Genomic DNA, 20,277 nt, shown 5'->3' on the forward strand with positions numbered 1-20,277 from the left:
TTCCGGAACCGCCTCACGTCCTCGTCGGGCGAATGTTATCGCCGCCCGCGGCCGTGAGAAACGGGTTCCCCCGCATAACCATGGTCAGCTCGGGCCACAGCGGCCCGAGCGTGATCTCGCTAGGCCAGTGCGGGCTCGCACTGCAGCAGCTCAGGCACCAGCCAATCGGTCGGGATCTCGCTGTGGTGCATGGCGTCCTCGATACCCGACACGGTGGAGGCAACCGACGTCATGGTGACCGTGCCCGAGTAGTCGGCGATGTACAGGTAGTTGCCGTCCAGACTTTCGATCACGCAAGAGGGTTGGATGGACCGGACGCTGCCGATGACTTCGTGAGTGAGCGAACTGAGCACCGTGACGCGGTCCTCACTGACCAGGTAGGCACGCCCGCCACTGCGGCTGAGGGTTAGCCGGGTGATCAGTCCGCCGATCTCCTCGATCTTGCGGGTGCCGGTGATCTTGTTGGTGCGGGTATCGACGATGTCGAGCACCGCACCGAAGTCGGCGCCGCAGCTGGCGACGTACGCGATGGTGCCATCGGGGCTCAGCGCGACGTCGCGGACCGACGAACCGATGTCGACGGTCGCGACAACGCGCAGATCCAGCCGCCCATCCTTGCCGCGCGAGGGGTTGGCGTACCTGACGTTCTGGCGACGCCACCGCGTGCGGCCCGAACGGCCCTGGTTCTTTTCGGACTGTCCGCGGGTTGCCAGCACGACGAGCCGGCCACCGGACGGCCCATTGGTCGCGACGTAGACGCGACCGCCGTCGGAGCTGACGCGCACGCATTCGGTGGTGATGCCCGGGGCGGTCGCGATGTCGACGACCTCGACGCGACCGGTCGTGGTGTCCAGGACGGCGAGGTCCGCCAGACACGCGCCATTGCGGCTCGCGTAGATGTACTTTCCGTCGGGGCTGACCGTCAGGTCGCTGACGCTGAAGGCCAGGGAGTGGCTGGCGACAACGGTGTTGGTGGACGTGTCGACGACGTCGATGGAGTCATATGCCGGTGACACGGTGCTGATGTATGCGCGATCGGCCTCGGTTGTGCTCACCGCGATCGCGTAGGGTTCGTTGACACCGGCGATGGTCTCCACGACCCGGCAAGTGTCGGTATCGATGACTGACACACTGTTGTCGCCGTAGTTGGTCACCAGCAGCCGACCACCGTTGGAACTTAGCTTGATGTCCCCGATGGGCCCGTTGTCGACCGGAATCTCGACGTTGACGGGAATCTCGACGCTGACCGGAATCTGCGGCGCGGCTCCTAGCCCGAAGACCTCGACTTCCCCGCCATCGCGATCTGCCCTGCTGGCCCGCTGGACTTTCGCATCGCTCACGTTGGCACCGCCTTTGCTGTTTGAAGCTGTCTTGGAGCCTGCGCACGGACGACCGGTGTCGCGACGACCCTGTGCGATCCTGTCCGCCCGGATTAACCGGATTTCAGCACCTAAAAGGCGCTGTTCAACTGCGTCTGCAAGAGTCTAGCCGCTAAATTCAGGGCCAAAAGATTTCAATTTCATTGCTGTTACCTACGTCACCCGGCGGCCTCAGGCTGCACTCAGACTGAAATTCACAAGTATTTACACAGGTCGTTTTCAATAGCCGCTGAAGCCTTGCCTACCAGGCCTTATGCCCTACAACGACATCGCAAACCATACCGTGTTGACCCGCAATTGGTAAGAAATTCTTATTTTCCAAGAACCGGAGAGGCGAATCTCACATTATGCGCACGCAGAGTCTTAGCTGAACTGGGTCCGCGGCCGGGATAAAAACCGACCATCGACGATGATGTCGAGCTTCTCGTTATAGAACGCGACCAGGCCGGCGATTGCCGTGACCGCCGGCAGCGGATAGTGATAGGTCCAGGCCAGGTCGGGATACACGGTGTCGCCCACGCGCACTGACCAGTACCTCGACGTCGTCCCCTTGTAGGGACACAGCGTCTGCGTCTGGCTCGGTTCCAGGTGCTCGAAGACGACATCGGTGGGATCGATGTAGTACCTGGTTGGCAACCCGGTTTCGAAGAGCAGCACCGGGGCTTGGGTGTCGGCGAGCACGACGCCGTCTCGCTCGACCCGGACATGTCGGTGCGAACGCAACGCGTCGACCCGCGAGTAGGGATTCCGCGGGTGGCCGTAGATCTGCTCGTCTTCCTCGAACCACCGCAGCGCATTCCAGTCGAACCGTACGGTACCCGCGACGGGGCTGTCGGTCTCGGCGTCGAACACCCGCGCCGCCGACGGGTGGGACTGCCCGGCGCCGATCAACGAGTACAGGTGCGACGCGCCGAGCTGCACCGTCTGCGGATGGTTCTCATCGTGCAGGAACTCCGTGCGGACATCTGCCATCGGCACGTAATATGCGGGGTAGTAGGGCATTTCCCACACATAGCGGGCGGCGGTCGTATCGAAGACCAACTCATGACCCAGGTAGCCGCGGACCCGACGTGGTGCGGGCTCGATGCGTCCTCGGGTGGCCGCCATTTGCGGGTAGTCGCGGTCAACGATATCGGTGGTCATGTGTTGCCCCTACGAGTCCTTGGACGCCGGGCCGGCCAGCTCGATGCGGCACCGATGTAGCCGGCGATCGATTATTGTCTACACCCGTGGCGCTCAGGCGGGAAAGCCCCATTCGCGGGCGGCGGCTGCGACTCGACGAGGCGATCATGGAGCGCGTCATGATGGGCCCGGTGGGCTACTACTTCATGCTCCGAGTTGCCCCGCACATCGACAGGGCGGTGATCCCCCGCACCAAGGGCCGGCTGAGTTCGGCGGGTTTCAACAAGGTCGGTCTGGTCACATCGACCGGGGCCAAGTCCGGCCAGCCGCGCACACATCCGTTGGGATTGATTGAGGACTCCGAGGGGCTGCTAGCGATCGGGTCCAACTACGGGCGACCCAAGCACCCCGCGTGGAGTGCCAACCTAATCGCGCACCCCGAATGCACCGTGGAGTTCAAGGGCCCACCCAAGCGGTACCGTGCCGAGCTGCTCACCGGCGACGCGCGCGCAGCGGCGTGGGCGACCGCCGTCGACTTCTATGCGGGTTTCGAACGGTACCGGTCAAGCTGCGCGCCGCGGGAGATCCGGGTGTTTCGCCTTCGACCCGCGACCGGCTGACCACATCGTCGCATCAGCCACATTTCAGCCGACTTTGATCGGGACCGTTACCGATTCGGTCTTGGCCGGCAATTTATCCGTGTCGACGACGAGAAACTCACCATTGTCCTGGGTGCCGTTGGGCAGGATTTTGGGTTTGAGCCGAAACGGCGGGGTGTCGGAAGCCAACCCGGCCAGTCCGAAATCACTGTCGTTGGCGATGATTAGCGTCTTGCCGCCGTCCGGAGTGGTGAGACCCTCGATCTTGGCGTGCCCAAAAAAATCACCATGGGGGGAAAGCGTGCGAACCAGGTCGCCCAGATCGAGTTCGAGGGCCTTGGCAGCAACGGTGATCCCGGCCGCCTTGAGTTTGCCGACGGCCTCGGTGTCGGTGCTGGGCCCGACAAAGGTTTCGATCGGAACCCGGTCGATGAGTAGGCCGCCGGCTTCGCCCTGGTAAGCCGCTCCGGGTACCCGTGCGTGGGGTCCGACATCGGTAGCCCCGGCGATGTCTGCGGTGTAGATCTTCTTGTTCCCGTTGGGCGCCGGCTTGTTGTCACGCTCGACAACCAGGAAGGTGGTGGCACTGAGCGCGCTGATCTCTGACACGACGACGTTGCTCTGCCGCGGATTGGTCAGCGGGTACAGATATTCGTGGACGTTGCTGGGATCGACGATGTTGATCGTCACGATGCGGACGACGGGGACGCCCTGGGCCGGGTCTGTCAGCCCGGGCGCCTGGATTGCCGACTGCATGATGCCCACCAACGTCGTTCCGTCCGGGGTGATGGTCAGCCCTTCCATTCCATGATTGGGGCTGCGTAGCGCGAGCTCTCGGGGCAACGTTCCGTCGAACGGCGAAAGGCGTTCCTGCTCTCGGCCATGGGCATCGAAGTGGATGAGAAAGGGCCCGTACTCGTCGGATACCCAGAAGCTTCCGTCTACCGTGGCCACCAGGCCTTCGGGGTCCAGCCCGTATTCGGACGGCGGCAGCGGCGCCCCGTTGAGGTCCACCAACGCCTCCCCGGTATTCGCCTGCGGGGGCACCAGCCCCACCAGCGGGGAGCCCGCCGGCCCGTGCAGCGTGATGACCTGCTCCACCGTCGCCAAACCGTCGGCAAGTTTCAGTTTGGCGATGTGTGGGTGAAAACCGGGGACCGGAAGCACCTTTTCGTCGGGGGTACGTCCCTCAACATTGGGGCCGCGGTCGGTGAGGCCATAGATTTCATCGGCTTTGCCCGGCACGGCAGCGATGCCGGAACCGTGCGCACTGGCATTGATGAGGACACCCCCGACGGTCGTCATGGGTAGCCGATCCTCGACATAGAGCTGCACGGCGGGACTGACGGTGACGGTCAGTTGGTCGGTCCCGCGGAAGCCGGCCTCGGGGGTATAGATCATGGTCCCGTTTGCGCCGTAGGCGATGGTGCCGTGTGTGGGCTTGCCGAATGCCACCGGCGTCACACCATGCGTGGCGGCCAGCAACCGGCCTGGGGCAATCGTCAACGCCGTCCCGGGTGTCGTACTCAGATCGACGTCGCCGGCGTAGGCGGCGCTGGGATCTGAGGCGCTCGACGAGCAGGCCGTCAGCGCCAAGGCCGTCGCCAACGGCGCCAGCCACCTTCTCCCCTGGTATGTCATACGCATCATTTAGCCAAAAAAAGTTGTCGCGTGCGTGCACGGCCGCCAAGCAATTGGACGACTCGGTTCTAACGGCGCTTGTCGCGAACCTTGTAGGTAGAGGGCCAGGACTTGCGCGACTCGTCGCCGGTCAGTGGGGTTCCCATCCCGCCGACCTTAACGTTGTAGGCCTCCTTGCCCGGACCGACCTCGCGATTGGCGTGTTCCTGCGCTAGGTAGTACAGCTCGTCGATGGTCGCTTCGTCGTAGGCGACGAATGAGGTTTCCCGGACGATGTCGTCGACTCCGGCGAGCATCCGCTGCGGTACCAGCCGGGACGCCAGCGCCGCCAAGCCCAACAGCGAAAACGGCACGACCCAGTAGCAGATGAACGACAGCGGGGTGCTGGTGTCGAGGATGGTGGCCCGGGTCCCGCCGAGGCCTTGCACGATCGGCGGAATCACCGAGGACAGCGTCATGCCGGCGAACGCGGCCACCCAAATCCAGGTCAGCACCGCGGTCATCCGAGCGAACAGCTCCGTCTTGACCACGTCGGGAGGCTGTTCGGTGGCGGCGAACTCACGCACGAACGGTTTGCCGATTAGCACGCCCGCCAGAGCCACCAGGAAGATCCCGAGGTAGCTCAGTGGCTGCATCCAACGCGCCATGAACGCGTCGCTGAGGACAAACGTCAGCACCGTCAGCGCCGAAAAGGTTGCGACGGCTCCAATTTCGATGGCAGAGCCGGGATTTCCCGCAGACCGCCCAATGGCGAACACGGCCAGCGCTAGCAGCAGCGCCACCGCCACAGCGGTTTCGAACGGCACGTTGCCGACCAGCACCCAGTAGACGATCCACGGCGAAAAACCAAAGAGCATACCCACGATGGGTCAGTGTATGGCCGCGCGGCGACAGCCCCGCTCGGCGTCGTCGGGAGTCGCTGGCCGGGGCGGTCCGGCCGATTGGGCAAACACTGTGGGCCACCCGCAGATCCGGTCTGACCAACATGTCTGGCTACGGCGCAAACCCGCGGTCATCGATGCGGCGTCGTGTCCACTTGACACCGGCTTCCGCACGCCTCAACATGTTGCGCAATACACAACCTGTTTCGTATTACGGAACAACTGGAAGCGGGCTGCATCATGGGACCGAAGATCGTCATCGTGGGCGCCGGCATCGTCGGCACCTCGCTGGCCGATGAGCTGACCGCGCGGCGCCACACCGAGGTCACGGTGGTGGATCGCGGGCCGCTGTTCACCACCGGCGGGTCCACGTCCCATGCTCCAGGCCTGGTATTTGCGACCAATCCCTCCAAGACGATGAGCGCCTTCGCGCGCTACACCGTCGACAAGTTCTCGGGCCTGAGACACCCCGCCGGACGGGTCTTCAACCCCGTCGGCGGACTCGAGATCGCTAGCACCCCCGAACGCTGGGCGGACCTGCATCGCAAGGCCGGTTGGGCGCAGGCATGGGGCATACCGGGCCGGTTGCTCAGCCCATCGGAGTGCGTCCAACTGCATCCGCTGCTGGATCGCCAAGCGATCCTGGGCGGCTTTCACACTCCGCGCGACGGCCTCGCCTCGGCCGTGCGCGCGGCGGGCGCCCAGGCGCGGCGCGCGATGACCCGCGGAGCGGTCTGCCTGCCCGACACCGAGGTGCTGGGCGTTGTCGACCACGACGGCCGGGTCACCGGCATCCGCACCAACCACGGCGTGATCGATGCCGACATCGTGGTCTGCGCGGCCGGATTCTGGGGAGCGCAGTTGGCCAAGGAGGTCGGTCTGGTCCTGCCGCTGGTGCCGATGGCACACCAGTACGCCAAGACCGGGCAAGTCGCACCATTGGTGGGTCGCAACACCGATGCCCACGACGCGCGGCTGCCGATCTTGCGGCACCAGGACGCCGATCTGTACTTCCGCGAGCACGTCGACCGCCTCGGCATCGGCTACTACGGGCACCAGCCCATGCCGGTCGACATGTCCACGCTGCTGGCCGATACCGCAGGCGAGCCGATGCCGTCGATGCTCCCGTTCACCGAGCAGGATTTCGAGCCGGCGTGGCGGGAATCGGTGCGTGTGCTGCCCGCGCTGCAGGACACCAAGGTCGAGGAGGGCTTCAACGGCATCTTCTCGTTCACCCCCGACGGCTTTTCGCTGCTCGGCGAGCACCGAGAGCTGGCCGGGTTCTGGGTCGCTGAAGCGGTCTGGGTGACCCACTCGGCGGGCGTGGCCAAAGCCGTCGCGGAGTGGATCGTCGAGGGCACACCGTCGGTCGATGTGCACGAATGCGACCTGTACCGATTCGAGGACTTCGCCCGCAGCCCGCGGTTCGTCGACGAGACGTGTGCGCAGGCCTTTGTCGAGGTCTACGACATCATCCACCCCCATCAATACCGCACCACGCTGCGCGGCCTGCGCACCAGCCCGTTCCACCACCGCCAGCGCGAGCTGGGTGCCTACTTCTATGAGGGCGCCGGTTGGGAGCGACCCGCTTGGTTCGAGGCCAACGCGGGGCTGGTGCCATGGCTGGCCGCGCACGGCATGACCATTCCCGAACGAGACTGCTGGACCGCGCTGTTCTGGTCGCCGATAGGGATCGCCGAAGCGCAGTGGACCCGGGAACACGTTGGCCTCTACGACATGACCCCGCTAACCCGTTACGAGATCACCGGTTCCGGTGCCGCGAACTTTCTGCAACGGCTCACCACCAACAACGTCGACAAGAGCGTGGGATCGGTGACTTACACGTTGATGCTCGACGAAACCGGGGGCATCCGTAGCGATCTCACCGTCACCAGGCTCGGCGCAACCCGCTTCCAGGTGGGCGCCAACGGACCCCAGGACTTCGACTGGCTGACCCGTCATCTACCGGCAGACGGCAGCGTTACGGTGCGCGATATCACCGGAGGCACCTGCTGCATCGGGGTGTGGGGGCCGGCCGCGCGCGATCTTGTGCAGCCGCTGTGCCGAGACGATCTGTCACATCACGCCTTCCCCTACTTTCGCGCGCTACAGACCTATCTGGCGGCCATCCCGGTCACCATGTTGCGGGTCTCCTACGTCGGCGAACTGGGCTGGGAGATCTACACCGAGGCCGGCTACGGCGCAGCGCTGTGGGATCTGTTGTGGACGGCCGGCAGCGGCCACCAGGCCATTGCCGCCGGGCGCATCGCGTTCAACAGCCTGCGCATCGAGAAGGGCTACCGGGCCTGGGGCATCGACATGACCACCGAGCACCTGCCGACCGAAGCGGGCCTCGACTTCGCGGTTCGCATGTCCAAGAGCGACTTCATCGGCAAGTCCGCCCTGCAGGGCGCTAACCCGCGAAAGATACTGCAGTCCATCGTCTTCAACGATCCCGCCGCGGTGGCACTCGGCAAGGAGCCGGTGCTGGTCGACGGTGTGTGCGTCGGATACGTCACCAGCGCCGGATATTCGCCCACCGTGGGCCGCACCATCGCCTACGCCTGGCTGCCCGCCGAGTGTGCACTCGGCGACACCGTCACCGTCGACCACCGCGGCCAGTCTCACGCCGCGACCGTCCACCCACAACCGGTGGTCGATCCCGAACTGGCCCGAATCCGGAGGTAGCTCGACATGGTAGGCACGACAACGGGTTACGACGTCATCGTGGTCGGCTTGGGCGGGATGGGAAGTTCTGCCGCCTATCATCTGGCCACCAGAGGGCGCCGAGTCCTGGGCCTCGAGCGGCATGAGCCTGCCCACGACAAGGGGTCCAGCCACGGCGGGTCCCGAATCATCCGGCAGTCCTATTTCGAGGACCCCGGTTATGTGCCGCTGCTGCTGCGGGCCTACGAGTTGTGGGAGAAACTGGCCGTCGACGCCGGGCGCGATGTCTACCGGCTCACCGGAGGATTGTTCGTCGGGCCCCCGGATTGCCTGACGGTATCCGGCAGTCTGCGCGCCAGCCTGGAGTGGGGCCTGCCGCATGAGCTGCTCGACGCGGCAGAGATCACCGCTCGGTTCCCCAACTTCACACCACAGCCCGAGGATATCGCCCTCTACGAGGCCAAGGCTGGGATAGCTCGGCCGGAGCTCACCGTGCGCGCACACCTGGATCTCGCCGAGAAATTCGGGGCCACAATGCAATTCACCGAACGAGTGCTGGACTGGAAGCAGACCACAGACGGCGTTCGGGTCACCACTGACCGCAGCGTCTACACCGCCGAACGGTTGGTGATCTGCCCGGGCGCCTGGGCGCCGCAGCTGCTGGGTCAGTTGGGCGTTCCAATCAGGGTGGAACGTCAGGTGATGTACTGGCTGGACCCGGTCGGCGGCGCTTCCCGGTTCATCGATCACCCGATCTTCATCAACGAAAATGCCTCGGGAGCACAGATATACGGCTTCCCGGCGATCGACGGTCCACACGGTGGTGTGAAGGTTGCCTTCTTCCGGAAGGGCATCGACTGCACACCGGACACCATCGACCGGTCAGTGCAGGCGCTGGAGATCAACGAAATGACCGCGCGGGTGACCGAGCTGCTGCCGGCGCTGGCCGGCCCCTGCCTACGCGCCGTGACTTGCATGTACTCCACCACTCCGGACCAACATTTCGTGATAGCACCGCACCCACACTGCGCGCATGTGATCGTGGCGTGCGGCTTTTCCGGCCATGGCTTCAAGTTTGTCCCGGTGGTCGGTGAGATCCTTGCCGATCTTGCTACCGAAGGCGTTACTGCCCAACCCATTTCGCTGTTCGACCCGCAGAGGTTGGTGACTGTATGACCGCTGTTGAGCATCGGCCGGCACTACTTCCCACCCTGGGCGGCGCCTTTTACACCAGTCCCGCCGTCTTTGCCGCCGAGCAGCAACACGTCTTCGAGAGTCTGTGGTTCTGTGTCGTGCGCGCTGCCGAGCTGGCCGAGCCGGGGCAGTTCAAGACGGTGCAGGTGGGACGGGAAAGCGTGCTGCTGGTGCGCGGCCGCGATCGGGTGCTGCGCGCGTTTCTCAACATATGCCGGCACCGCGGTGCGCTGCTGTGTACCGAACCCGAGGGTCAGCTGCGCCGCAATCTGCGCTGCCCGTATCACTCCTGGACCTACGGTTTGGACGGCACCTTGATGGCGGCGCCCAACATTGCCTCGTTCACCGACCCCGACGGCACGGCCCTCAACCGCGGCCGATATGGCCTGCTCCCGGTGGCGTTGCGGGAGTGGCTGGGTTACGCCTGGGTCTGCTTGGCCGACGACCCACCGTCGTTTGAAGCGGACGTCGTCGGCGTGGTCACCCATCGCCTGGGCGACGTGGAAGCCATCGACAACTATCGGATCGAGACACTGCAACTCGGCCGCCGAATGACCTACGACGTGGCGGCCAACTGGAAGTTGATCGTCGAGAACTTCATGGAGTGCTACCACTGCGCCACCATCCACCCCGAGCTGACCAGGTTGGTTCCGGAGTTCGCCCGCGGTCAAGCCGCCCAACGCTCGGTGGGCAGCGGAGCCGAGTTCGGTTCGGGTGTCGCCGGGTTCACCGTGGACGGCCGCGCAGGCTTCGCCCCCCTGCCCGGAATCACTCCGGAGCAGAACCGACGCTATTTCGCGATCACGGTCAAGCCGACGGTGTTCATCAACCTGGTCCCCGACCACGTCATCATCCATCGGATGTTCCCGACCGCACCCGACCGCACCGTCGTCGAATGCGACTGGCTCTACGCCGCCGACGTCGCCGCCGCCGGTGACCTTTCCCATTCGTTCGAACTGTTCCACCGGGTCAACGAACAGGACTTCGACGCCTGCCAGCGAACCCAACCCGCGATGTCCTCGCGCGGCTACCGAGCCGGCGGCGTTCTGGTGCCTGCCGAACATCACCTCACCGAATTCCACCAGTGGGTAGTCGCGCATATCGGTACGCCCGCCGAGTCGGGGTGACCGCGGTGCCTCTGAGCAGCGGTATATCGTCGATCATCATGGGGACAGGCGACAACGCAGATGCTCAGGCCGCCGAGCCGGACACCGTCCCCGCGGTTCAATCGGTTGATCGTGCCCTGCTGGTGCTCGAATTGCTGGCGGATATGGGTAAGGCGGGGGTGACCGAGGTCGCCGATGAGCTGGGGGTGCACAAGTCGACGGCCTCCCGGCTGATCACCTCGCTGGAGTCGCGCGGCTACGTCGAACAGCTGTCCGAGCGCGGCAAATACCAGCTCGGCATCGCGGTGTCGCGCTTGGCCCGAGCCCGCAGCGGTCACCTGGACCTGGTGAAGCTGGGTCAGGATGCCTGCGACAAGCTGGCCGCCGACCTGGGTGAAACGGCAAACCTGGCGATCCTCGACGAGAACCGGACAGTCAACATCGTCGAGGCGGTCAGCACCGCCGAGATCGCGCTACAGACGTGGGTGGGTCAAAGCTGTCCGGCACACGCCACCTCGGCCGGCAAGGTATTGCTGGCCGGCCTGGACGCCGACGAGGTGCGTGATCGGCTCGGCACGACGCTGGAAGGCTTCACCGAAAACACCATCGTGGCCATCGATGCGCTGGAAGCCGAACTCGCGGCCACCCGCGACGCCGGCTGGGCCAGCGCGCACGAGGAACTCGAAATCGGCCTCAACGCGGTGGCGGCACCGGTCTATGACGGCCACGGCCAGGTGGCCGCGGCGCTGAGCGTCTCCGGGCCGGCCTACCGGCTGCAGGCCGCCGATTTCGAGGAGGTCGCCAAGCAGACGATTGCGGCGGCCGACGGCATCAGTCGCGGATTGGGCTGGACCGACCGCAACTCTTAGTCGACCGGCCCGCGTACTTGGCTGGGTCCCAAGATTTCGTTGAGCATCTGGCGAGGGTCGCGGTGCACCGTGTTCTTACGGACGTTTTCACCGGTGACAGCCACACCGGACTACCGGAGGCCAACGAGAAGGAGCCCATGGTGTCGAACGACTTTCTGGCCCGAGTCATTGCCGCAGCGCGCGCCGCCACCGCGGCGGCGCTTATCGCTACCGGCGTCGCGGGTGGCGCTGCCGGTACGGCCGTGGCACTCGCCGTCCCGGCGGTGGCCAGCCCCGCCGCCCAGACCGAGGCCACCGCCACCGTCTTCGGCCAGCCCGACCTGGCCGCGCACTACTGGCAGATGCAGCACCTGGCCGATAACTGCGTGCTGATGTCGGTCGCCGACGTCGTCGGCCAAGTGACCGGGAACCTACCCTCCGAGGAAGAGATCGTGACGTTGGCCGAGAACACCCCCAGTGCGATGCACCCGGGCTCGATCTACATCCGCCCGAAGGCAAACCAGACCTGGGGCACCGACCCGAGCGATGTGGTGGTCCTGCTGGCCCACTACGGCATCAGGGGTGCGGTCACCAATGCCGCCACCGAAGACCAGACCGGCGTTCCCACTGGCCTTTTGGCGATCGAGCGGTACCTCGGCGACGGCCACAAGGTGATCGCCACCGTCAACGTCGAAACCATCTGGGACAGCCCGGAGGGCGATCGTACGGCCCCGGATCACTCGTTGGTCGTGACCGGTGTGGACACTCGCAACGCGACGGTGCACCTCAACGACCCGGCCTACCCGTCGGGGGCCAACAAGCAGGTTTCCATCGCCACCTTCATGCAAGCCTGGAGGGCCAGCGACTGCGAGATGGTCGTCACGGTCAACGACAATTGATTGTCAGACCTGTTGTGGCACAGCAGTACCAGCGCAGTGCTAGCATTTTCGTTACGATAGCGTTTCGTTAAACATTGGGGCCGGGCAAGTGGACGTGATGGTGGTGGGCGCTGGACCCGCCGGCCTCGGCTTGGCTTGCGGTCTGCTCGCGCAGGGCGTGCGGGTTCGGGTGGTCGACAAGGCCGCCGCGCCGGCACGCACGTCACGGGCGAACTTCCTACACGCGCGCGGCTCCGAAGTGCTCGACCGGCTCGGCGCACTCGGCGACCTGCCCGAACACTGTCTACGGGCGATGTCGATCACGACATACCTACATGGCAAGCCAACGCTGCGGCTGCGATTCGGCGATCCGGGGCTACGAACCTCGGCGCCGCCGATGGTCATCTCGCAGGCGAAAGTCGAAGCGGCCCTGCGAGACAGGCTCATCGATCTGGGCGGGCACGTCGAGTGGGGCACCCCGCTCGTCGACATCCGTCAGGACGCAGACGGGGTTGTCGCGACGCTGGGCACGGGCGAGCAAGCCCAGGCCGGCTGGCTGGCCGGCTGCGACGGTGCGGGCAGCGCCACCGGCCAGCTCGCCGGTATCAGTTTCCCCGGCGTCAAGCTCAGCGAGCGGTTCTTATTGGCCGATGTCCGCCTGGACTGGAATCTGGACAGATCGGGCACCAGCGTTTGGGTTTCATCGGTGGGGATACTCGGCGCGATGCCGATGCCCGACGGATGGTGGCGGGTCATCGCCTACGACCCCGACCGGTCCGACACCAAACCTACCGAGCCAGAAATCCTGGACCGGCTGCAGCAGATCCTGCCCGAACGCACCGGCATCGACGTGCGGGTCATCGACGCCGATTGGCTGTCGATGTTCAGCGTTCACCGCCGCCTCGCCGACCGCTACCGCAGTGGGCGGGTGCTGATCGCCGGTGACGCCGCCCATACCCACGCGCCGTTCGGCGGGCAGGGGATGCTGACCGGCCTCGGCGACGTCGAGAACCTGGCCTGGAAGCTTGCGCTGGTGGTGAACGGGCAGGCCCACAGCGCGTTGCTGGACACCTACCAGGCCGAACGGCGGCCGCTGGCCACCGAGGTGTTGCGGGGCACCAGCGCCGTCACCAAGGTCAACGTCGCAGAGGGCCGGGTGGGGCGGCTGGTGCGTGACCGGCTGCTCACACCGCTGTTCGGGCTGCCCGCGGTTCAACGCTGGGTCACCTACCGAACCTCCCAACTGTGGGTCAGCTACCGCCGCGGCCCGCTGTCGCAAAGGTCTCGGCCGACGACGAGACCTCGTGCCGGCGATCGCGTTCCCGACCAGGCCTGCGCCCGGATCGACGCCGGGCTGACCCGCCTGCACGCCGAGCTGCGGGGCCATTGGGCACTGCTGCTGTCGGCCCACCCCGACGACACCGATCCGGTGCTGCTCGACACCGCACGAGCCCATCTCGGTGATCGGGTCACCGTTCTGCAAAGCGTCGACCCGGGGCAGGCCGACGGCTATCTGGTACGCCCTGACGGCCACCTGGCCTGGCGCGGCCGCAGGCGCGATGAGCTGGACCGCTGGCTGCACCGTGCGCTCCATGCCGGACGGGTGCGATGACGGCCTCCCGGGGCCGCCCGCGAGACCCGGCGCTGGACGCCGCGATCCTTACCGCGGCGCTGGAGTTGTTTCTCGAGCACGGCATCACCGGCACCTCCATCGAGCAGGTCGCCAGGCGCGCAGGCGTCGGCAAACCCACCATCTACCGGCGCTGGTCCAGCAAGGAACGGCTGGTCTGCGACGCCATCGAAAGGTTCGTGCACACGGACATCCGTTGGCCGACAACGCAAGAGATCGCCAGCATCGAGCCCGACGAGCTGGTGCTGCGCAATATCGACGCGGCCGCGCGCACCGCCGCGGACCCCGTTTTCCGTGCGCTCGTCGCGCAGGTTTACGGCTCCGCGGTGACCCATCCGGCGCTGCTAACGACCTATTGGGACAGCTACATCCTGCCGCGCCGCAAGCTCGTGCTGGCGATGCTGAAGCGGGCGCAAGCCAACGGCGCCGTGGCGGCGGACGCAGATCTGCAGGTGCTCGTGGACATGCTCGCCGGCGCGGTGACCTACCGGGTCCTGCAGCCCCAACCAGCCACCGCGCGCCAGCTGAAACGCTATTTGCAGTCCGCCTACCGCCAGGTCGGGTTGTTGCCTTGAGCGTCGAGCGCGACCTTCGAGGCCGCGGCTAGCCGGTGGACGGTTGCCGCCGGATCCCGGTTGAATCCGACGGCGCGACCGTGCGCGAGCGGGCACTTGTCAGGCCCGGTTTTGGGCCGCTCGCTGTGCGCGCCGTCACCGATCCGCGGACTCACACCCATCCCCCGGCGTGGATTCGGCAGGCATCCGCTCCCGCAGGCTGTCGTAGATCGGCGGCGACCGCACCAGATACGCGGCAAGGACCGCCGCGGCCGTGGCGGCCATCATGGGCACGGCCACCGACGTCGTCGCCGTCATCTCGATGACCAGAACCATCCCCGTCACGGGTGCCCGAACGGTCGCCCCGAAGAACGCCGCCATGCCGACGAGTGCCATCGGAATCGCCAAGGAGGTGGCATCGGCGGGCCACACGGCGTTGAAGACCCCGACGAACAGCACTCCCCACAGGGCCCCAACCGCCAGCAGCGGCGCGAACAATCCGCCCGGCACGCCGGCGGAATACGACAGCGGGCCAGCAAAGAACCGAACCACCAGGTATCCGATGACGATCGCTAGGGCGAACTGGTGGCCGCCGACGATCAGCTGCGTCATCGGGTCCCCGCCGCCGACCGCGCGCGGGTAGACGAACATCGCCAGCCCGATGACGGCGCCGATCAGCGCCGCCTTCGCCAGGGTGGGAACTCGACACGCCCCGGTGACGTGGTCGAGAAACCAGAGCACCAAGCGGTTGTAGACCGACCCCAGACATCCGGTCAGCAGACCGAAGACGACGAACAGGGGAAGCCAGACAAGAGCCGGGGCCTTGACCCGTTCGACCAGGAAGTCGGGGTGGTTTCCCAGGATGAGCCGCGAACACCCGACGGCAACCGAGGCCGCAAAGACCGTCGCCAGCACGGTTTTCACCCGGAAGGACTTCGTCACCTCTTCGAGGGTGAACAGGGTACCGCCGATGGGGGCATTGAAAGCGACCGCCAGCCCGGCACCGCCCAAAGCCGTTTGCATCATTCGGATTTCGGGCTCAGCGAGCCGGGCCCGCCGGGCCGCCTCGGCGCCGATCGCGGCGCCCATATGCACCGTCGGTCCCTCCCGGCCCAACACCAGTCCCGAGCCGATGGCCAACACGCCGCCGATGAACTTCGCCGGCAGTAGCCGAATCAGCGGCGGTCGCGCGTCGCCGCGAAAGACCGCTTCCACATGCTGGATTCCGCTGCCAGCGGCCAGCGGTTCCCAGCGCACGATCAGCGCGGCGAGGGTTGCGCCGGCCGCCGCGGCCGCCGCGGGAACCAGCCAGCCCGGTCCGGGCAGCCGATGCGCCCAGTCGACGAAGTCGATCCGAATGGTGTCGGCCGCCTGCAGACACCAGCGGAACGCGCCCCCGACAAACCCGATGATCACCCCCGCGACCAACGAGGTGACGCAGATCAATACCGAGCCCCGCATGAAGTCGGCCGGCTCGTCCGAGCCTGGCGTCGGCTCGGTCATTGCGCGGCGCGCGTCAGTCCGCCGAGACCGTGGTTCTCCTTGCCCCGAAGATGCACGAGCACCCGTTCTCCTTCACCGCTTTACTGGCCGGCCTACAGTCTCGCAGATCGGCGTGATCGGCTGTGACCACCTCCGAAGCGACCCGCGACAACCTCGGTTCCGCGCTCGGTCCCTCATCCTGCGGTCCACCCGGCAACCCGATTGCGCGGCGGCTGCGCAAATCCTTGTGCCAGTCGGACCCGAACCGACACTAGGCGGATATTGAGTTTGTTCTTCTCGACGTTTGTTCGTTCAAGCTGCGTCGATGTTGGGCACCGGCCGTTCAGAGGGTTGGGGCAGAACACGGGTGAAAGTGGACTGTGTTAGCGCAACCCGGTGAATGGCGGGCCTCGCCCAGGTCGCCCTAAGATCCGCGCATGAGCTCAAGCGGACTCAAGGTGACGTCAGACCAACTGCGGCAGACAACCATCCAGTGGCAGGGGTTGAGCACCGAATTCACCAGCACGGCAACGTCTCCTGAGCAGCCGTTTCGACCCGCCACAGCAGCTATTGACGCCATCGACGCGGCAATCGGAGTCGGCGCACTCACCGCTAGCGGTCCACCGATTGTGCTGGCGTAGCGATGCCACCAACCCGGTCGCAGCCGCAAGCCTGGGACATCGGGCATCTGATCAACGCAGCCAACTACTGGACGAAGATGGCCATCACGTGGGAAAACATCTTCGCCCAGAGGCACAACCGGGCCCATACCACGAACTGGGAAGGACGGCGGTGATGCACTACGCACCCGGACGAGCGGTGACCTTGCAACCGTGACAACCAAAGCCGACCAGCTCCGGAATTGCCGCCCTAGAAGCCGACGTGTCGACACAACCGACCGTCGCGCTGGCGATGTCGGCAGGCCTGACATTTGTTGGCCCATCGCCCATTGCTGAACCCAGCCTCATCAGGCGCGGCACCGGCCGAAAGGAGCACAGATGATCTGGCGCGACGAACTGCTCGACCAGCTCGACTTCTACTGGGACAACCACCTGGCACCCAGACTGGAAGGGCTCACCGACGACGAGTACTTCTGGGAACCGGTATCAGGCTGTTGGACGATCCGGACTGCCGGTGACCAGCCCATGATCGACTGGCAATGGCCGCTCCCGGAACATCCGCCGTTGACCACGATCGCCTGGCGACTGGCCCATATCGCCATCCCAGTGTTCGGTATCCGCGCCAGCGCCCACTTCGGCGACGGCTCGTTGACCATCGCCACTGCGAACTGGCCAGCCACTGCCGAAGACGGTCTCAACGCCCTGCGCGAGCACTACCTCGCTTGGCGCGACGGCGTGCAGTCGCTCAACGATGCAACGCTGCAACAGCCTGTCGGTGAAGCCGAAGGCCCATGGGCCGAACGGCCCATGGCAACACTGGTCTTGCACATCAATCGCGAAGTCATGCACCATGGCGGCGAGATCGCCCTGCTCCGCGACCTCTATCGTGCAAGGGCCTCGGAGGGAAGATCAAACCGGTAACACAGGTATTGACAATTCCCTCGCTGAGCGCCATGGGGTGCGCAGTCGCGGGCGCTTGCGATGCTGCTGCGGACAGTTTGCGGACGATTCCGGCAATACGGTCGCCACAGCTGAGTAGATATGCCTCTCACCAGCGTCTATGCGGTGCCCCCAGTCGGACTCGAACCGACTTCAAGGCCCCGGCAGGGCTTCCGAAACCCGGTTTACCTGCTAAAATACATAACTGTAGTTCACCACAGTTGTCTGCAACTGTGGGCAGATTGTGGGCGCTCGGTGGGCAGAGCCAGGTCAGGAAGGAAATACTCATGGCGATCAAGCTCAGCTTGCCGCAAGACGCAGGGCAACAAACTCAGGCGCTCGCTGACCAGCTCCAAACGATGATGAACGATCGGGACCAGCGGTACAGCGACCAAGAACTCCGCGATACCGCAATCAGCGCGCTGATCTCAATAGTTGCTGGCCTTGAGCGCGATGTTGCCGAATTGAAAGAAACGGAAGCGTCCGCGAAACGGCAAGCCACATGGGATGAGCTGCAGCGCAAGAGCTACGAACGCTAGAACTAAGGGCACTTGGCATTGTTATGTGGTTGGCGGGCGGTTCCCGGCGGTGCAGGTGCCGCAGCCAGGCCGCGATCGCCGACCACCGACGCGCCGAGTCTCCTGGCGCGCGCCGAGCTGCAGCACCGCTGGTACCTCGCCGGCGATCCGCGCGGCACGTACGGTCGCTACACGCCCACACGCGTCGCCTGAAGCGCACCGACGGGCAGCTCCGCCTTCAGGCCGCAACCGTCGCCGGCTGCGTGACTCAAATTGAGTCACCTGCCGACCGCATCGGCGGGAATTTCCAGGCGGGCGTGGAACTGGACCGACCCTGACAACGTTGGCGGCCGCGGTCGTATCGGAAACCGTACGAAAAATCGGACAGTATACGGAATCCGCGCCGATCACTGGTCGGCCGCAGAACCCATACGCTCAAAGCTGACCGCATTCGCTAGCTACCCTGGTAGGAATGACTCGCCGCAACCAGCAAGGGCAGCAACAGCTGCGGCGAGCCAAAAAGCAGGTGGAGCAGTCCCTCGGCGCCGAGCAAGGCCGTTATCGGCCGCCCCCGCGGGAGGACTGCAAGCCAAGGCAGTGGGAAACCCCTATCGATGACGCGCCGTCTATCCGAGTTCAGTACAACATCTGGCGGCACAAAGGCTGCTTGGTCGACTTCGCTATCAACATCCAAGTTCTAACCGCTGAAGCTTGGGAAACCGTCGAGTCGTTTGACTGCTGCCACGGTAACTGCCATTACCATCCGGTGAACGGGGAAGAACCGCGACCGCTCGCGAAGTTAGATGTCGTTGGCGACGTGCAGCATTCCTATTGGCAGGTTGAATCGGTTATAGCCGACCGGGTACGTATCATCATGGGAAGGGTCGAAGGGTGAGCGAAGTGCAGCTTGACGAGTTTCGACGCGTTGTGAACTGGAACCTTGCTTGCGGATCCATAGCCGACCTTGACCTACCGGTTACCGGCGACGACGGCGGTTACCCCGTTGTGGTGGCTCTCGACAGCGAGCCCCTTCACGTCTTGCTAGGTCGGCTGCGCGCCGCCGGCGGCTTTGCCAACCTCTTCGTATGGTCGGAGAAACATGTGCACCTGGTGTCCGTGATCGACAATCGGTGCGCGATCCCCGAAGCCGATGATGACCTGAGTTCCCCACCCGAACGCCCAGGAGCGAACGCTACCGTAGGAATGTTCCTTGACTACCTCGCGCAGTGTCCGCGGGGCGTGGTCCTATCCCTGGTGAGTGGAGATGCGGCGCGACCAGCAGTGGCTCGAGACGCCCGAACCGTGGACTTCGCCATCGCTACCCCAGCCTGACTTGAGTCACCGCGGCCATTGTTAGGTACTTTGACAGGATGCCTGCTGCAAACGAAGACAAGAACAAGGCGGCACGGGTTCTCTACCAGCAGATCGTGAAAGAGGTCGAGGAACTTGCCGGCGACGCTTTCAAAGACGCCCAGGACGCTCGGCTGCACCGGCTAGAGCAAGTCGCCAAGATCTACGCCTACGTCGCTGAGGCGTCAGTCACCCCATCAACGTAGAGAGCTGGCTCGCCGCGGAGCCTTGCGGGAGTCTCGTCGGCCATCCGCCCCCGGTACGCCTGGACCCGGCACGCCTCGCTACACCACTTCCGCCGGCCAGACACCGGCGACAGGCAATTCGGGCACACCCGCGAACCCGTACGCGCCGGACCCGAACCCGTAAGCGGCCCTACGGGCAAATCATGCGCAAATGACGGCTCTGAAACGCCATCCGAACCGCCATCATCGACATGAGTTACGTTGTCTGACAAAGGATTAGACACTTTATCGGCCGAATCTGCGACCGCGGCCGAAAATTTCTGGGAACCGTACAGACCATTTTTCACAGAACCCCGCGGCGTTCCCCCCTTACCCGGGGGAGGGGGTGGAGGGCCTGCTCCCGGGTCGGTGCTGGTGTCGCGCAGCTCGTCGCTCTCGCGCAAGGACGGCGCGGTCGTGGCGGCGGCTTGCGCCACTGTCGACCGATTGTTGATGGCGTTTGACGCGACACCGGCACTGGCCGGTTCGGAGCAGACGATGCTGACCCACCGTTGCCGCTGCCATTTCCTGGCGAGGTGTTGTGGGACGGCGTGCAGTCGGCCGCTGCGCTGCGCGCCGTCGAAAAACACTGCGATGCCCGGCGTGACGTCGATAGTGGTCGGCGTTGTGTCGAGCGGTGTCTTG

19 protein-coding genes are annotated in these 20,277 nt (G+C 65.2%); 14 read left to right on the forward strand and 5 right to left on the reverse strand.

Features of this window, described 5'->3' with window-relative positions; translation table 11 throughout:
* Positions 1-119 precede the first annotated feature (119 nt).
* Positions 120-1,340, reverse strand: a complete 1,221-nt coding sequence (locus MB901379_RS18690) for a YncE family protein (RefSeq protein ID WP_158017978.1) — start codon at positions 1,338-1,340, stop codon at positions 120-122.
* 402 nt (positions 1,341-1,742) lie between these two features.
* Positions 1,743-2,522, reverse strand: a complete 780-nt coding sequence (locus MB901379_RS18695; protein ID WP_158017979.1) for a DUF427 domain-containing protein — start codon at positions 2,520-2,522, stop codon at positions 1,743-1,745.
* A 74-nt stretch (positions 2,523-2,596) separates the two neighbouring features.
* Between MB901379_RS18695 and MB901379_RS18700 the strand changes: the two genes are divergently transcribed.
* The gene (locus tag MB901379_RS18700; protein ID WP_232021898.1) at positions 2,597-3,121 is read left to right on the forward strand and encodes a nitroreductase family deazaflavin-dependent oxidoreductase; all 525 of its coding nucleotides are present in this window, start codon (positions 2,597-2,599) and stop codon (positions 3,119-3,121) included.
* Between the two features lie 24 nt (positions 3,122-3,145).
* Here MB901379_RS18700 and MB901379_RS18705 read toward each other — a convergent pair whose 3' ends face one another.
* Positions 3,146-4,747, reverse strand: coding sequence for an esterase-like activity of phytase family protein (locus MB901379_RS18705; RefSeq protein WP_158019300.1), 1,602 nt, complete (start codon positions 4,745-4,747; stop codon positions 3,146-3,148).
* Between the two features lie 62 nt (positions 4,748-4,809).
* On the reverse strand, positions 4,810-5,604 hold the full coding sequence (locus MB901379_RS18710; protein WP_174237045.1) for a hypothetical protein: 795 nt from the start codon (positions 5,602-5,604) through the stop codon (positions 4,810-4,812).
* 258 nt (positions 5,605-5,862) lie between these two features.
* On the opposite strand from MB901379_RS18710, the gene MB901379_RS18715 reads away from it, so the two are divergent.
* From MB901379_RS18715 to MB901379_RS18745, 7 genes are all read left to right on the forward strand, one after another.
* Positions 5,863-8,310 carry a GcvT family protein gene (locus MB901379_RS18715; protein WP_158017981.1) on the forward strand — a complete coding sequence of 816 codons (2,448 nt, stop codon included), beginning with the start codon at positions 5,863-5,865 and terminating at the stop codon, positions 8,308-8,310.
* 6 nt (positions 8,311-8,316) lie between these two features.
* Positions 8,317-9,465: an N-methyl-L-tryptophan oxidase gene (gene solA, locus MB901379_RS18720; protein ID WP_158017982.1), complete on the forward strand. Its 1,149-nt coding sequence runs from the start codon at positions 8,317-8,319 to the stop codon at positions 9,463-9,465.
* Positions 9,462-10,610 (forward strand): aromatic ring-hydroxylating oxygenase subunit alpha, encoded by a 1,149-nt coding sequence (locus MB901379_RS18725; protein WP_158017983.1) that lies wholly within the window; start codon positions 9,462-9,464, stop codon positions 10,608-10,610. Before solA ends, MB901379_RS18725 begins: the two co-directional genes overlap by 4 nt.
* Positions 10,611-10,648: 38 nt before the next feature.
* Positions 10,649-11,458: an IclR family transcriptional regulator gene (locus MB901379_RS18730; RefSeq protein WP_232021899.1), complete on the forward strand. Its 810-nt coding sequence runs from the start codon at positions 10,649-10,651 to the stop codon at positions 11,456-11,458.
* 62 nt (positions 11,459-11,520) lie between these two features.
* Complete coding sequence (locus MB901379_RS18735; RefSeq protein ID WP_232021900.1) at positions 11,521-12,336, forward strand: C39 family peptidase; 816 nt, start codon at positions 11,521-11,523, stop codon at positions 12,334-12,336.
* A gap of 97 nt (positions 12,337-12,433) precedes the next feature.
* Positions 12,434-13,927, forward strand: coding sequence for an FAD-dependent monooxygenase (locus tag MB901379_RS18740; protein WP_158019303.1), 1,494 nt, complete (start codon positions 12,434-12,436; stop codon positions 13,925-13,927).
* Positions 13,924-14,520: a TetR/AcrR family transcriptional regulator gene (locus MB901379_RS18745; RefSeq protein WP_158017984.1), complete on the forward strand. Its 597-nt coding sequence runs from the start codon at positions 13,924-13,926 to the stop codon at positions 14,518-14,520. The genes MB901379_RS18740 and MB901379_RS18745 overlap by 4 nt, the downstream gene beginning before the upstream one ends.
* 135 nt (positions 14,521-14,655) lie before the next feature.
* On the opposite strand, the gene MB901379_RS18750 is transcribed toward MB901379_RS18745, so the two are convergent.
* Positions 14,656-16,002, reverse strand: coding sequence for a ClC family H(+)/Cl(-) exchange transporter (locus tag MB901379_RS18750; RefSeq protein ID WP_158017985.1), 1,347 nt, complete (start codon positions 16,000-16,002; stop codon positions 14,656-14,658).
* Positions 16,003-16,418: 416 nt separating this feature from the next.
* On the opposite strand from MB901379_RS18750, the gene MB901379_RS18755 reads away from it, so the two are divergent.
* From MB901379_RS18755 to MB901379_RS18780, 6 genes are all read left to right on the forward strand, one after another.
* The gene (locus tag MB901379_RS18755) at positions 16,419-16,622 is read left to right on the forward strand and encodes a hypothetical protein (RefSeq protein ID WP_158017986.1); all 204 of its coding nucleotides are present in this window, start codon (positions 16,419-16,421) and stop codon (positions 16,620-16,622) included.
* A gap of 357 nt (positions 16,623-16,979) precedes the next feature.
* Positions 16,980-17,522: a DinB family protein gene (locus MB901379_RS18760; protein ID WP_158017987.1), complete on the forward strand. Its 543-nt coding sequence runs from the start codon at positions 16,980-16,982 to the stop codon at positions 17,520-17,522.
* Between the two features lie 305 nt (positions 17,523-17,827).
* Positions 17,828-18,079: a hypothetical protein gene (locus tag MB901379_RS18765; protein WP_158017988.1), complete on the forward strand. Its 252-nt coding sequence runs from the start codon at positions 17,828-17,830 to the stop codon at positions 18,077-18,079.
* A 451-nt stretch (positions 18,080-18,530) separates the two neighbouring features.
* Complete coding sequence (locus tag MB901379_RS18770) at positions 18,531-18,953, forward strand: hypothetical protein (protein WP_158017989.1); 423 nt, start codon at positions 18,531-18,533, stop codon at positions 18,951-18,953.
* On the forward strand, positions 18,950-19,390 hold the full coding sequence (locus tag MB901379_RS18775; protein ID WP_158017990.1) for a hypothetical protein: 441 nt from the start codon (positions 18,950-18,952) through the stop codon (positions 19,388-19,390). The genes MB901379_RS18770 and MB901379_RS18775 overlap by 4 nt, the downstream gene beginning before the upstream one ends.
* 38 nt (positions 19,391-19,428) lie before the next feature.
* Complete coding sequence (locus tag MB901379_RS18780) at positions 19,429-19,614, forward strand: hypothetical protein (RefSeq protein WP_158017991.1); 186 nt, start codon at positions 19,429-19,431, stop codon at positions 19,612-19,614.
* Positions 19,615-20,277: the final 663 nt, after the last annotated feature.

Origin of the sequence: Mycobacterium basiliense, assembly GCF_900292015.1 — a bacterium.
GTDB lineage: Bacteria > Actinomycetota > Actinomycetes > Mycobacteriales > Mycobacteriaceae > Mycobacterium > Mycobacterium basiliense.